At 40.8% G+C, this 14,557-nt stretch carries 14 protein-coding genes; 10 read left to right on the forward strand and 4 right to left on the reverse strand.

Going from position 1 to position 14,557, the window contains the following annotated elements:
• Nucleotides 1-694 precede the first annotated feature (694 nt).
• Genes rpsP through rplS form a run of 4 tightly spaced genes read left to right on the forward strand, consistent with a single transcriptional unit; the run spans nt 695 to nt 2,656 of the window.
• Nucleotides 695-943, forward strand: coding sequence for a 30S ribosomal protein S16 (rpsP, locus tag KSO91_RS12795; RefSeq protein ID WP_238743389.1), 249 nt, complete (start codon nt 695-697; stop codon nt 941-943).
• A gap of 24 nt (nt 944-967) precedes the next feature.
• A complete protein-coding gene (rimM, locus tag KSO91_RS12800; protein WP_238743390.1) occupies nt 968-1,495 on the forward strand; it encodes a ribosome maturation factor RimM in 528 nt (175 codons plus the stop codon).
• Nucleotides 1,496-1,514: 19 nt separating this feature from the next.
• Nucleotides 1,515-2,261 carry a tRNA (guanosine(37)-N1)-methyltransferase TrmD gene (gene trmD / locus KSO91_RS12805; protein ID WP_238743391.1) on the forward strand — a complete coding sequence of 249 codons (747 nt, stop codon included), beginning with the start codon at nt 1,515-1,517 and terminating at the stop codon, nt 2,259-2,261.
• 41 nt (nt 2,262-2,302) lie between these two features.
• Nucleotides 2,303-2,656, forward strand: a complete 354-nt coding sequence (gene rplS / locus KSO91_RS12810; protein WP_238743392.1) for a 50S ribosomal protein L19 — start codon at nt 2,303-2,305, stop codon at nt 2,654-2,656.
• A gap of 109 nt (nt 2,657-2,765) precedes the next feature.
• On the opposite strand, the gene KSO91_RS12815 is transcribed toward rplS, so the two are convergent.
• On the reverse strand, nt 2,766-4,667 hold the full coding sequence (locus tag KSO91_RS12815) for an ATP-binding protein (protein ID WP_238743393.1): 1,902 nt from the start codon (nt 4,665-4,667) through the stop codon (nt 2,766-2,768).
• A gap of 180 nt (nt 4,668-4,847) precedes the next feature.
• On the opposite strand from KSO91_RS12815, the gene hldE reads away from it, so the two are divergent.
• The 3 genes from hldE to KSO91_RS12830 all read left to right on the forward strand — a co-directional run bounded on the left by hldE (nt 4,848) and on the right by KSO91_RS12830 (nt 8,939).
• On the forward strand, nt 4,848-6,278 hold the full coding sequence (gene hldE / locus KSO91_RS12820) for a bifunctional D-glycero-beta-D-manno-heptose-7-phosphate kinase/D-glycero-beta-D-manno-heptose 1-phosphate adenylyltransferase HldE (RefSeq protein ID WP_238743394.1): 1,431 nt from the start codon (nt 4,848-4,850) through the stop codon (nt 6,276-6,278).
• A 294-nt stretch (nt 6,279-6,572) separates the two neighbouring features.
• Complete coding sequence (locus tag KSO91_RS12825; RefSeq protein WP_238743395.1) at nt 6,573-7,304, forward strand: glutathione peroxidase; 732 nt, start codon at nt 6,573-6,575, stop codon at nt 7,302-7,304.
• Nucleotides 7,305-7,487: 183 nt separating this feature from the next.
• Nucleotides 7,488-8,939 (forward strand): dihydrolipoyl dehydrogenase, encoded by a 1,452-nt coding sequence (locus tag KSO91_RS12830; protein ID WP_238743396.1) that lies wholly within the window; start codon nt 7,488-7,490, stop codon nt 8,937-8,939.
• Here KSO91_RS12830 and ubiA read toward each other — a convergent pair.
• Nucleotides 8,936-9,799 (reverse strand): 4-hydroxybenzoate octaprenyltransferase, encoded by an 864-nt coding sequence (ubiA, locus tag KSO91_RS12835; protein WP_238743397.1) that lies wholly within the window; start codon nt 9,797-9,799, stop codon nt 8,936-8,938. The genes KSO91_RS12830 and ubiA overlap by 4 nt on opposite strands.
• A gap of 10 nt (nt 9,800-9,809) precedes the next feature.
• Nucleotides 9,810-10,367, reverse strand: coding sequence for a chorismate--pyruvate lyase family protein (locus KSO91_RS12840; protein WP_238743398.1), 558 nt, complete (start codon nt 10,365-10,367; stop codon nt 9,810-9,812).
• A 115-nt stretch (nt 10,368-10,482) separates the two neighbouring features.
• Here KSO91_RS12840 and KSO91_RS12845 point away from each other — a divergent pair, with 115 nt between their 5' ends.
• Nucleotides 10,483-10,896: a flagellar basal body-associated FliL family protein gene (locus tag KSO91_RS12845; RefSeq protein WP_238743399.1), complete on the forward strand. Its 414-nt coding sequence runs from the start codon at nt 10,483-10,485 to the stop codon at nt 10,894-10,896.
• Between the two features lie 18 nt (nt 10,897-10,914).
• Here KSO91_RS12845 and glpG read toward each other — a convergent pair whose 3' ends face one another.
• Entirely contained in the window at nt 10,915-11,757 is an 843-nt protein-coding gene (gene glpG / locus KSO91_RS12850; RefSeq protein WP_238743400.1) for a rhomboid family intramembrane serine protease GlpG, read from the reverse strand.
• 339 nt (nt 11,758-12,096) lie between these two features.
• On the opposite strand from glpG, the gene KSO91_RS12855 reads away from it, so the two are divergent.
• Both KSO91_RS12855 and KSO91_RS12860 read left to right on the forward strand, forming a co-directional pair.
• Nucleotides 12,097-12,411: a ComEA family DNA-binding protein gene (locus KSO91_RS12855; RefSeq protein WP_238743401.1), complete on the forward strand. Its 315-nt coding sequence runs from the start codon at nt 12,097-12,099 to the stop codon at nt 12,409-12,411.
• Nucleotides 12,412-12,735: 324 nt separating this feature from the next.
• On the forward strand, nt 12,736-14,154 hold the full coding sequence (locus KSO91_RS12860) for an MBL fold metallo-hydrolase RNA specificity domain-containing protein (protein ID WP_238743402.1): 1,419 nt from the start codon (nt 12,736-12,738) through the stop codon (nt 14,152-14,154).
• The last annotated feature ends 403 nt before the right edge of the window (nt 14,155-14,557 follow it).

Consider the following 14,557-nt stretch of genomic DNA (forward strand, 5'->3'; position numbering starts at 1 on the left):
AAGTCCGCGCCCCAGAACGAAACCACAATGCGAGACTAGCCTAACCAAGGGGCGTGGAGCGAATTGAACGACAGTTCAGGATCATGAGCGGATAAGCTCTGCGCATCCTATTTTTAGTCCACCAAGTAAAAACACAACAACGTCACAATGTGAGGTAAGACTAAACAAAGGGCCATGGTTTAGTCCACCAAGTCACAACCCCATGCGGACTGAAGTCCGCGCCCCAGAACGAAACCACAATGCGAGACTAGCCTAACAAAGGGGCGTGGACTTTAGTCCACCAAGTAAAAACAGAACACCTTAACATTGCCAGGTTACGCTAACCAAGGGGCGTGGAGCGAATTGAACGACAGTTCAGGATCATGAGCGGATAAGCTCTGCGCATCCTATTTTTAGTCCACCAAGTAACAACACCATGCGGACTAAAGTCCGCGCTCCAGAACGAAACCACAATGCGAGACTAGCCTAACCAAGGGCCATGGTTTAGTCCACCAAGTCACAACACCATGCGGACTGAAGTCCGCGCCCCATAACAACCTAACATTATGGGATTAGGTTAAATGCTCAAAAAACACAGCAAAGTGTGATTTTGATTGTTCTTTTGAGTAAGAAGAGTATAATTTTGCAGCTTTCTACAAAAGCAGGTGGTCAGAAATTTCTGACTGATGACGTTTAATAATAAATAGAGGACGATATGGTAACTATTCGTTTAGCTCGTGGTGGCGCTAAAAAACGCCCATTCTACCAAGTGGTAGTAACAGATAGCCGTAGCCCGCGTGACGGTTGTTTCCTTGAAAAAGTAGGTTTCTTTAATCCTACAGCACAAGGTAAAGCAGAAAAATTACGTTTAGATACAGATCGCATCAGCCATTGGCTTGGTCTTGGCGCACAGCTAAGTGATCGTGTCGCAAAATTAGTAAAAGACAACGCTGTTGCTGCATAAGTGCAGTTAGGTGAGGAGCATTAGGTGAGCGAAAAAGCAAAGCCAATCGAAATGGGTAAATTTGGTGCAGTTTATGGCATCAAAGGCTGGATAAAAGTCCACTCCTACACCGACAATGCTGAAAGTATTTTTGGATTTAAGCCATTGTTAATGGAATCAAAAGGACAGTTTCAAGAAGTTGAAATAGCGGATTGGAAACGTCACGGTACTGGTTTTATTGCAAAAATAGTAGGATTTGATGTCAGAGAAGAAGCACAAGCTTTAGTCGGTTTAGCGCTTTTTGTTGACCCATGCCACCTTCCTGTATTGGAAGATGATTTCTACTGGCGAGATTTGATCGGGTGTCAGGTTCGTACTGACAAAGCTTATGATTTAGGTGTTGTCACCGAAATCATGGAAACAGGCTCAAATGATGTGCTTGTTGTTAAAGCCAACTCGAAGGATGCTTTTGGACAAAAAGAACGGTTGATTCCGTTTATTGAACAGCAAGTAATTTCTAGTGTAGATATTACAAACAAATTAATTGAAGTTAATTGGGAACCTGATTTCTGATTGCCCTAGGAGAAAAGTGATGTGGATTGGGGTTGTAAGCCTCTTCCCGGATATGTTCCGGGCCATAAGCGAAAATGGGGTAACAGGTCGAGCGGTAAAAAATAACCTGCTGTCAATTGAATGTTGGAATCCACGTGATTTCACTTTAGATAAACATAGAACGGTCGATGATCGTCCCTATGGTGGCGGGCCTGGCATGTTAATGATGGTGCAACCTTTACGGGATGCCATTTTAGCAGCTAAACAGGCTGCCTTTGATGCAGGGCATAAAGCAAAGGTAATTTATCTTTCCCCTCAAGGAAAGCGTTTGAATCATCTTTGCGCACAATCACTAGCAAGCAGCGATGCGTTGATTTTAGTGGCTGGGCGTTATGAAGGTATAGACGAACGTGTGATTGAAAGTCTTATTGATGAAGAATGGTCAGTAGGCGATTATGTATTAAGTGGTGGTGAGCTGCCAGCGATGGTCTTAATTGATGCTGTGGTACGTTTTGTACCGGGTGTTTTAGGTCATGTGTTATCAGCAGAGCAGGACTCCTTCGCGGATGGTCTGCTTGATTGCCCACATTACACACGTCCAGAGGTGTTGGATGGAAAACAAGTGCCAAGTGTATTATTGAGCGGTGATCATGAAAAAATTCGTCTTTGGCGATTACAGCAATCATTGCAACGTACGAAAAAGAGAAGGCCCGATTTATTAAACAACCTAGCTCTGACTGACGAGCAAGCGAAACAGCTTGCTGCTCTGGAAGGTATCTCCAACTAACCAGCGATGTTATTGGCTAACTAGGTAATTAAGGTATTAAAATGAGCAATATTATACAAGCAATTGAAAATGAACAACTACGTACTGATCTTCCTAAGTTTTCTCAAGGTGATACAGTGATTGTACGTGTTCGCGTAAAAGAAGGTGAAAAAGAACGTCTTCAAGCATTCGAAGGTGTTGTTATCGCTAAACGTAACCGTGGTTTACACTCAGCTTTCACAGTTCGTAAAATATCGAATGGTGAAGGTGTTGAGCGTGTATTCCAAACGCACAGCCCAATTGTAGGAAGCGTTGAAGTTAAACGTCGCGGTGTGGTTCGTCAGGCTAAACTGTACTACTTACGTGAACTTACTGGTAAAGCGGCTCGTATTAAAGAGAAGCTTGGTAAGAAGTAATTTGTTGGCAAATTGCTATAGCGTAATAGCTATTTAGAGCCCGCAAATTGCGGGCTTTTTTATATCTGTATTTTGTGAGCTCTCGCCTTACTCTATGCTGAAATGGATTTTATTTACTTTTTGTGTCAGGGTTAAAAACCGGTAGCGTAATAATAAATCGCGTAAATTTACTCTCTTCAGATTCAACTTCTATATAACCATTATGACGTTTAATAATTTGTGCGCAGATAGTTAAACCAATTCCTAAACCAAAATTACCTTCTCGCTTAGTGGTATAATTGAGTTCAAATATTTTAGTTTTTGTCTTATCTGGAATGCCAGGGCCATCGTCTTCGATAATAACTTGCACACTGGGGGTATCATCGTAAGCTAGATTGACCGTTGATATTTTCAATAAACCTTTACCGCCTGTTGCATCAATCGCATTGGCTATAATATTGGTCCATACCTGCTCTAATTCAATTGGGTGGCAGTTAATATGAGGCAGTTGTTGATACTCTTTGATGACCTCATAATTTTTAAGTTTATTTTCAAAAATAATCAGCGTTTCTTCCAACCCTTCATGGATGTTGGCCGATGCAAAGGTTTCACCGTCTTGCCCAGCATAGTGTTTTAAGCTTTTCACTAAATCAGCAATGCGCGCAGCACAGGCATTGCTGTTACGTAAAATAGTGCCTGCCTGATGGTATTTACTGAGTAATGAAACCGTTTGTTGTAAATTTAAATTATTTTTAAGGGGAATATCAACACCATCTAAATTCATATTCACTAATTGTTGTGCTAACTTTTTATCTTTTATATTTATGAGCAGTTTTTTTGTGCGTAAACGTACGTCTGAAGTGGAAAGTGCGGATATCGTTAAACCTTGTTGTAACATTTTTTGCGCCAGTAAGGAAAAGGCACTCTCATTATCGTGGCTAATCAGCGTTGAAATAAGTGTAATGAGGGTGTCAGATCCTCGCAAAATAGCAGACACTGGATTATTAAGCTCATGTGCGACACCTGCGACCAGTTGTCCTAATACGGCCATTTTTTCACTTTCAACTAATTGACTATGGGCTGCATCCAAATATTGTAGGGTTTCCTGCAGAGCTAACTCTGTGGATATACTGTGTTGTAAGCGGCGATTGAAGTTACGTAGTAGCAGATTTGTAAAAGGGGCAAGTAGTTCTGAATTTGACTGCATAATTTGTGAAAATATCGCATTATCGACTTTTAAAACCTCTGTCGGTACGGTTGTTATACCGGTGCTAAAAGCCGCTTCTTCGGTTAAAAACGACATCCCACCAACCATCGTGCCTGCTTGCATAATGGTGATATCTTGGGTTTCACCATGGGCATTGCGCTTTTTAAGTAATACTTCCCCTTTGGTAATGAACCAAAGAAATCGGTTTATTTCACCCTCTCGCGTAAGGAGGTGGTTAGCACTATAACGGCGGCGTACATTGTGCTCATCTTTCTCTTCTAATATTTTGTATAGTGATTTAATGACGAGGTTAGATAATTCTGAATCGGAATACAGTGAATAATCTAAAAATCTGTCTTGAAAATTTGCAGAGCTAGGGATCTCGGGTTTATCCAATAAACAGGTTTTATCTACAATTCTGCTATGCGATTGTATCTCTTGCTGGTGATTGATTTTATAACTGCTGATTTGTGTTTGAATAACCTGAGTGAGCTCTTTGGTTTGAAAGGGATATTGTAAAAAATAATTGATATGTCCTTGGTTAATGCACGTAATTAGCTGCTCAATACAGGGCGTCGTGGTATAAACAATTTTACGCATCAAATTACATTGGGAGCGATTAAAGATAGAGATTGCATCGCCATCATCCAGTTTTTGCGCACACAGTATTAAGGCTATCTTTTCTTTGTCTTGTACAATCAATTTTTCTGCTTGCAACAAATTGATTGCCTGAATAATCGTTATCTGCGCGCTTAAAGGCAGCAGATCTTGTTTAATCTGCGCAAGGCGTTGTGGATCACTGTCAATACATAATATGGTTAACATAACTACACTCCCAATTTTATGGTTACAGTATAAGTCGCTGTGTTTTTTTGTAACTCGCTGTTTTTTCTTCCTATGATCTTAGTCATAAGCAAAAATGGCTAATGCTTGAAAGTGTGATTATGATAACCTTAGGGAATAAAGTTGTTACAACGATAAGTTTAAAAAAAGAAGAGAATGAGCATGAAAATAACATTACCTGAGTATGAAAAGGCACATGTATTAGTGGTTGGCGATGTCATGCTAGATAGATATTGGCATGGCCCGACAATGCGTATCTCCCCTGAAGCTCCTGTACCCGTTGTTAAAGTTGAAGGTATTGAAGAACGTCCTGGTGGTGCTGCTAATGTGGCGTTGAATGTCGCAGCACTGGGTGGAAAGGCGACTTTAATTGGTTTGGTGGGTGATGATGAAGCTGCCTCTGCTCTGGCAAAAGGGTTGAAATCGGTACGTGTGATGACGGACTTTGTGACTGTTGCGAATTTTCCGACAATCACCAAATTACGCGTATTAAGCCGTCACCAGCAACTGTTACGTTTAGATTTCGAAGAGGGTTTTCATGATATAGATAGCGCGCCAATTTTAGAAAAAATGCGCACAAGTTTAGCGGATAAAAGTGCTGTGGTTATTTTATCGGATTATAACAAAGGATCGTTGGCGGATGTGCAATCTATGATCCAGTTGGCCAAAAAAGCAGGTGCGCGGGTATTGGTCGATCCTAAAGGATCTGATTTTGAGAAATATCGTGGAGCAAGCTTATTAACGCCTAACTTATCTGAATTTGAAGCGGTTGTCGGCCATTGTAAAAACGATCAAGAATTAGCCGAACGTGGCTTGGCTTTATGTCAAAAATTTGATTTTCAAGCATTATTGATAACCCGTAGTGAAAATGGGATGACCTTAATACGTGCTGGGCAAGACCCTTTCCACCTGCCTACGCAAGCGCAAGAGGTTTATGATGTAACGGGGGCCGGAGATACTGTCATTTCTGTCTTGGCCGCATCATTAGCTGCAGGCAGTTCATTTGAGAATGCCTGCACATTGGCTAATGCTGCCGCGGGAGTCGTCGTTGGTAAAATCGGTACATCCACAGTGAATACGATAGAACTGGCGAATGCAGTTTACAGTCAGCAGGAAATCGGCTTTGGTGTGCTGACGCAAGAGCAATTACAACTTGCCGTTAAGCTGGCACAGCATCGCGGTGAAAAAGTTGTGATGACTAATGGTTGCTTTGATATCTTGCATGCCGGCCATGTCTCTTATTTAAATAGTGCTCGTGAACAGGGGCAGCGCTTAATTGTAGCGGTCAATAGTGATCAATCAGTGCGTGATTTAAAAGGGCAAGGGCGACCGGTTAATCCTGTTGATCGCCGCATGGCGGTATTAGCGGGCCTAGGGGCTGTTGATTGGGTGATTGAATTTAGTGAAGAGACGCCGCAGCGCTTAATTTCTGAAATATTACCAGATCTGTTAGTTAAAGGTGGGGACTATAAACCAGAAGAAATAGCAGGCGGTCTTGAGGTGATTGCAAATGGAGGCGAAGTGCGTGTATTACAGTTTGAAGAAGGCTGTTCAACTAGCGAGATAATTAAAGTTATTCGTAATGAGTCTTGAGTTAGCTATTTTTGATTTTTAAGGAATATAAGATTATATTTTGTGCAGCTAGTCTTATGTTTCTAAAAGATAGCCATGTAGTTTGGCGTTTATATAATTGACTATTTTCAGCATATAAACTGTTTTGTAAAATCAGAAATTATATTCAATAAGTTAAGCCTATCAAACTAATAATAACAAACGATTTTATCTATCCATAAAGGTGGTCCATAATCACTACATCGAAACAAGTTAACTTCTTGTAAATAATGTAAACACAATACGTAATTTAATATAAACGATTAGGAGCAGTACATGTTAGAAAATATTGAAGGTCAAAAAATCCCAAGTGTTACTTTCCCAACGCGTAAAAATGATGAATGGGTAAATGTCTCCACTGATCAATTGTTTACAGGTAAAACAGTGGTTGTTTTCGCCTTACCTGGTGCATTTACGCCGACTTGTTCTTCTACACATTTACCTCGTTACAATGAATTGGCTGGGGTTTTAAAAGACAATGGCGTCGACGATGTAGTGTGTATGGCAGTTAACGATACCTTTGTAATGAATGCATGGCTTGCGGATCAAGAAGCACATAATATTACGGTCGTACCAGATGGTACAGGCGCCTTCGCTGAAGGTATGGGAATGTTAGTCGACAAAAGCGATATCGGTTTTGGTAAACGTAGCTGGCGTTACAGCATGTTGGTTAAAGATGGCGTGATTGAAAAAATGTTTATTGAGCCAAACCAACCGGGTGACCCGTTTGAAGTCTCAGATGCTGATACTATGCTGAAGTATCTTAATCCCAATGCCAAAGCGCCATCAGCTGTTACATTGTTTACTAAACCAGGTTGTCCTTTCTGTGCAAAAGCGAAAGCTGCATTAAAAGAAAATAATATCGCTTTTGAAGAGATTGTCTTAGGCAAAGATGCAACTACTGTAAGCCTAAGAGCCGTAAGCGGACAAACAACTTTTCCACAGTTATTCGTTGATGGTAAACACCTTGGTGATAGTGATGCAGTGATTGCTTACGTTAACGGCTAATACGCCACTAAGGCGTTACACTTAAAATCAGAGTAGAGCGCATTTTCAACTAGAAAATTGCGCTTTTTTTTTAAATATCATATCAATAGTCTTATCCCATTCAGCTTCATTAAAGGGTCATTAATTTTAACCAGTAAGATTGATCAGATAGTTGTGCGGATTGGCATTAAACATGGAGCAGTGATGAAACAGTTAAAAGTAGATATTGCAGTGATTGGAGGCGGAACCGCAGGTCTTGCCGCATACCGTGCTGCTAAAGCAAAAAATGATTCGGTCGTACTTATTGAAGGCATGCAATTTGGCACAACTTGTGCGCGTGTTGGTTGTATGCCAAGCAAATTATTAATAGCAGCATCCGAAGCGGCACATAACGCGGCCCACACGTCACCGTTTGGTGTTTTTGTTGAAGGCGAAATACGTATTGATGGCCACAAAGTGATGCAGCGTGTACGTGATGAACGCGACCGTTTTGTGGGGTTTGTTATTGATGCAGTCGAGGATATCCCGGCGCAGGATAAGCTCATAGGTAATGCGACATTTATTAGTGAAACGCAACTACAGATAGGTGACCATACATTATTAGAGGCGCAGCGCGTGGTTATCGCGACAGGCTCTCGAGCAAGTTATCCAGCAGTGTGGAATGAGCTTGGCGATCGCTTAATTATTAATGATGATCTCTTTAACTGGACCGACTTACCTGAATCGATAGCCGTATTTGGTCCGGGTGTGATTGGCCTTGAGCTCGGACAATCGTTGCACCGCTTGGGGGTTAAAGTGTGGATGTTTGGTATGGGAGGGCAAGTGGGACCCTTTACCGATCCACAAGTGATGGCTTACGCGCAGAAAACCTTTTCCGATGAATTTTATTTAGATGCCGATGCAAAGGTTAAAAACATGGTGCGCAAAGGTGCGGGTGTTGAAATCACTTATTTGGACAAGCAGCAAGTTGAGCAAGTTATTGAAGTGGAATATGTGCTTGCAGCGACTGGCCGTCGTCCTAATATCGATAACCTCGGCCTGGAAAACATTGAAATAGAAAACGATGACCGTGGTGTGCCAATTGCCGACCCCTTCACGATGCAGACCTCTGTGCCGTCGATATTTATAGCAGGCGATGCCAGCAATCAAATCCCGCTACTTCATGAGGCGGCAGATCAGGGCAAAATAGCGGGCAATAATGCCGCTGTTTACCCCAATATTCGTGTTGGTTTACGACGTTCGTCTATTGCCGCTGTGTTTACCGATCCCCAGCTAGCGATGGTGGGCTTAAGCCATAAGCAAGTGAGCGCTAAATATACCGGTTGTAACTGTTTTGAAACGGGGACGGTTTCTTTTGAAGGCCAGGGCCGCAGCCGCGTCATTTTGAAAAACAAAGGGATATTAAATGTTTATGGTGAGCATGGTACGGGACGATTTTTAGGTGCTGAGATGATTGGCCCGCAAGCGGAGCATCTTGCTCACCTGCTTGCATGGGCACATCAAAACAGAATGACGATTTCACAGATGCTTGACATGCCCTTTTATCATCCTGTAATCGAAGAGGGTGTACGTACGGCATTACGTGATCTTAACGCTAAATTGCGACTCGGTTCCGAGATGCTTAATGAGTGTCTGGAATGTGGGCCTGGTTGTTAGAGATAATTTAAAAATAGCGCGATAAAAATAACTAAGCCCACATAGTTATTATCTAAAAAGGCTTTAAAGCAGGCCTTTTTTTCGCGCTCCTTGATATCGATTTGTTGCTTAATAAATAAAGCTAACACAACCAATAACGCGCCAAAATAGATCCCAGCAAAGGCTTGCATCCATCCGAGTAAAACCAATAAAATCAAACAGCTTAACTGTAATAGAGCCACGATCAATTTATCATATTGTGCAAATAGTATTGCCGTTGATTTAACACCAATTTGCAAATCATCATCGCGATCAACCATCGCATAAAGGGTGTCGTAGGCGATGGTCCAAAGAATATTAATAACAAATAAAATCCATGCCACAAGGGGCAACTCATTTGCCTGTGCAGCAAAGGCCATGGGAATTGCCCAGCTAAAGGCTAACCCTAAAATAAATTGAGGGAACGGTATAAAACGTTTCATGAAGGGATAGAAAATGGCTAATAAAATACCTGCTAAAGAGAGCTCAATGGTTAAACTATTTTGCGTTAATACTAATAGGAAGGAGATAATGCCGAGGGCCAAAAAGAGTAACAGTGCTTCGCGAGTCGTCGCTCGCCCAGATGGCAACGGGCGCTGCTTTGTTCGTTCAACAAAACCATCAATTTTACGGTCTGCAAAATCATTAATAACACAACCCGCACTACGCATTAAAAAGACGCCGAGTGAAAACACCAGCAATACATTTAAGGATGGAAAACCTTGTGCGGCAATCCATAATGCCCACAACGTCGGCCACAATAATAACAGCGTACCGATTGGTTTATTGATGCGCATCAACTGCGCATAAGCGTGTAATTTTTGTTTACTGAAGTAGCTCATGATAAATAACTCATGTTGAGTATATAGTGGACGCAGGAAGAAACAGTTCACTGACTAACAGGGGTTTACTGTTCAGATAAAAAAGTGAACGCCTTGCCCACAGTGGGTGATCGTAATTGTCTTGGATTGGAGGAGATAACAGCGCGAGTGCTAATTTATCAGTAAATTTTGCAACTTCAATTTGCCCGCGTTTCATGGACGGATCGTTAAATAATATTTTACCCAGTGATTGTGTCCCAATTTCCGAAAGTTGTGCCTGTTGCTCTGTTAATGTGCTTATCGGAATTTCTGTTTGCGCAAAGACGAAGGGGCGATCATCACAATATAAAAAGACTTCACGTACGAGTCGTTTCCTATCCGGACTGAAATAGTTTGATAATGATGACTCGCCTGCAACTATTATTTGTTGTTTGACCTGAACATGAAAATTCTGACATAACCCCTCTAATTTTTTAGTTAAGGATTGCTGGTCATATAGCCACTCACTTATCTTGGGAGGGCACTGCTGCGCTTTGATTTCTGAAAGCCAAGGGCTAGAAGAGCTGAACGGAAACAGGAGATTGACCATAGATACCTTTGACTACTAAAGATTTTTCACTCTCAAAAGAGGTAAAAGTAAAAATATTTTGTTATTGTAGCATCCAACTATATGAACTGTTTATCTTTGTTACAAGGAAATAATCATGCTTAAAAAAGCGCTATTTTGTGTGCTTTGCTTGTCACTCTTCTCATCGACACTGTTTGCTGAAGAGGCTAGCAGCGAAGATAATCAAAATGGATATCAGTATTTCTTACTTGAGCCGGATATTATCACTAATTATATAAAACCAGGAAAGCGCATTGGTTTTATACGGGTTACTGTTGAATTAATGGTAAAAACAAAAGGTAACTATACGCTGCTCGAAAAGAATGAACCCCTCATACGTGATAAAATAATTACCGTATTTGGTGAGCAAAATGAAGAGATTGTAAAATCAGTTACCGAGCGAGATAGCATTCGTCAGCGCTGTTTAAAAGAGATAAACGATCTCCTATATGCACAAACAGGCAAAAATCCGGTTGAAGATCTGCTCTTTACCAAATATTTATATCAGTAATCTTTGAGCCGATAGCGATTAGCCGTTGGCTTTCAGTTTTGAACTTATGAGTGCTAAAAACAGGCCCGCTAACAAGCCCACCAGATGTGCATAATTAGCAATATTAACGGGTAATAGATCGACAAAGCCAAGCATTAGCCAAAACAGTAAAAATATAAAATAAGAGTTGGGTAAATTGACTTTACTGCCCTTATTAAGTAGACCAAATAACCAACAATACCCCACTAACGCATAAACAACGCCACTTAATCCGCCAAAATAGGGACTCACTAAATAATATTGGGCAAGGTTGGATGCAATGGCGCTGAACATAAAAAGTAACACTAAGCGTTGTTTGCCATGCGACTTTTCAACAATACCAGCCAATTGCCACCACCAAAGTAAATTAAAGACCAGATGTAACAAGCTAAAATGCAAAAAAACCGGGGTAATAAAGCGCCAGCTTTCAGTGTAATCAAAAGGTTGTTGGGTAAAAAAAGCGAGAAAAGATTGCATTGGCTGCAACCCACCTAAACTTGTGAATGCATAAATCACTATGCAGACAACCAGAATAGCATGGCTAATAAAACCGCCATGGCTAATGAAGTTACTTATTAAATCAGAGTTTGCATAAGCGAATTGCGTATGTTCTTGAGTTGTAGAGCCCGCTTGCCAGCTTGCTGCAAGATATTTGGGATCGTTGGGGTTTTGTAGAAATAAAGCGAGTTCTTTTTGCGCTAAAATCTGTTGTGTGTTTTGCTCAATCAACAATTGGTAATCAAATTCATCATGTCTAATTTGATTTTTAATATTGAGCGCGTTTAGATAATCCGAAAAAGCCTGTGCCGCGCGTAAATTCTGAAAATGATGCAATGTGAACATAAATTAACTTTCCAATTTTTTAATTTCTTTATTACTAAAAGATATTTTGCTTTCTTAGTTAAGAACGTTAAGCAATAACATTAAGCGTTGTATACCCATGTTACTTTAAGATGCAGAATCAGCAAACCAAATTGTACTTAGCTGTGATGCATAAAATTGCAATCTAGGGTGAATCGAAGAGTCTAAAAGGAAGCTGTTCTTTAGCAGATAAAGCATATTAACGTGATCCAGTTTGCAAATTATGACTGCCCATAAAAAGATTTCTCTTACATCGCCTTGATTAAGTCAAATTTTAATCTAATTTAAATGGTGTGTTTAATCATTTAAAAGGAAAAACTTATGTTTAATAAATTTATACATTCTTTATTTGTTGTTTTATCACTACTTCTATTATCAAGTAGCCTGCACGTTTTTGCTGCTGATAAAACCGTGCAGCCAATGACCACTTCTGTGGAAATGACAGAAAAAATAAATCTCAATCAGGCGACCAGTGAACAGCTTGCTACAATCAAAGGGCTCGGGCAGAAAAAAGCCCAAGCTATTGTCGATTACCGTCAAGAAAATGGTGCTTTTATTAGTTTTGAGCAACTAGTCGATGTTAAAGGGATTGGCCCCGGTACCTTAAAAAAAATACAACCATGGTTGACATTGTAATCGCCCATAAGTAGCCCCCTCGTATTGCAATAGAGGGGGCTTAACGCTGACTTCATTTATTATTTAACCTCAGTTCTGGATAATGGAAACGAAATTAGATTAAATATCAAAAAGTTAAAAAACATATTATACAGTGCTGTTAGTTTTGCGTAGTTCAAGGCGAATCATCGCAGCAATAACTGTTTATTGCTAGATGATTTAACGCAGAAATACGCGTAAATAACGGTACTGTATCGTTTAGCTTATCCAGAATTGAGGTTATTTATACCACTGATGTATTTAATGGCATCGAATTTTAACCATGACCAATAGTTGGAATACAGCTTGAATTTATTTTCCCATGGTGGAGCAAAAGGCGTGACGGGATCATGCCATGAGCTACAAATAAGCCCGGATAGCAGTCTCTTAATTGATTGTGGTATGTTTCAAGGTAACGAAAGCAAACAGATCAAGAATCAGTGGGACATTGAATTTGCTATAGATAAAATTCAAGCTGTTTTAATTACTCATTGTCATATTGATCATGTCGGGCGGATACCAGCACTACTTGCCGCTGGATTTACAGGCCCTATTTATTGTACTAGAGCCACAGCATTATTATTACCTTTAGTGATAGAAGATGCCATAAAAGTTGGTGTGACACGCAACCCGTCATTAATCAAAGCAGTCATAAATCGGTTGGATAAACAGTTAATCGGTATTGATTACGGAAAATGGCAAAATATAACCTTGTCCAAGGCTGAAAATAGTTTATTAGTAGCAAAAAAGCATAGCCTAAAAGTAAAATTCAAACAGGCTGGGCATATCATTGGATCTGCTTATATCGAAATAGTCTGGTCAGAAAAGGGTAAGAAAACCCGCATTGTGTTTTCTGGTGACTTAGGCGCTCCGTATACACCTTTATTACCCGCCCCTAAATCACCTTATCAATGTGACTGGTTGATCTTAGAGAGTACCTATGGTGACAGGCAGCATCAAGGAAGGGCTGTGCGATGCCAAGCTTTAAAAAATATTGTTGAGCGTAGTTTACAAGATGGTGGCGTGATTCTCATTCCTGCTTTTAGCATTGGGCGAACTCAAGAACTTTTATATGAATTAGAAGAGATCATCTATCAAGTTGGTCAGAATAAGTCGGCAGCTAAAAACAAGCAAAAATGTTGGCAAGATTTGCCCATTATTATTGATTCACCGCTAGCTGCACATTTCACCGCATTTTATCGCCAACTTAAACCTTTATGGGATAAAGAAGCCCAACAAAAATTAAAAGCGGGACGACATCCGCTTAATTTTGATAATTTGATTACTATTGATGAACACCGTGAACATCTGGCATTAGTGGCTCGCTTACAAAACAGCAATGAGCCCGCGATTATCATCGCGGCCAGTGGCATGTGCAGTGGTGGGCGCATTGTTAATTACCTGCAAGCATTATTATCTCATCCACAAACCGATGTTTTGTTTGTGGGTTATCAAGCACAAGGCACTCCTGGGCGCGAAATACAAACTTACGGGCCAACAGGTGGTTATGTTCTCTTGGATGGCAAGCGAATTGATATTAATGCACAAATTCATACACTAAGCGGTTATTCAGCTCATGCTGATCAGAGTGATCTGGTAAATTTTGTAAAGCGCATGCGTATTAAACCGAGTAAAATAAACCTAGTGCATGGAGAGCTCTCTGCCAAAGCAAGTTTAGCCAAGGTACTAAATAAAATAACAAAGGCGAAGATTGAGTGGCAATAAAGCCTTAGCCCGTCGTATTGTGATTTGTTTCACCTAGCCTCACATTGTGACGTTGTTGTGTTTTTACTTGGTGGACTAAAGTCCACGCCCCTTAGATAGTGTAATCTCGCATTGTGGTTTCGTTCTGGGGCGCGGACTTTAGTCCGCATGTTTTGCTTACTAGGAGGACTAAAAATAGGATGCGTAGAGCTTATCCGCTCATGACACTGAACTGTCTTGCATTCGTTCCACGCCCTTGGTTAGGATAACCTCGCAATGTTAAGTTGTTCTGTTTTTACTTGGTGGACTAAAGTCCACGCCCCTTGGTTAGGCTAACCTGGCATTGTGGTTTCGTTCTGGGGCGCGGACTTTAGTCCGCATGTTTTGCTTACTAGGAGGACTAAAAATAGGATGCGTAGAGCTT

It is taken from the genome of Psychromonas antarctica (assembly GCF_022267535.1).
Classification (GTDB): domain Bacteria; phylum Pseudomonadota; class Gammaproteobacteria; order Enterobacterales; family Psychromonadaceae; genus Psychromonas; species Psychromonas antarctica.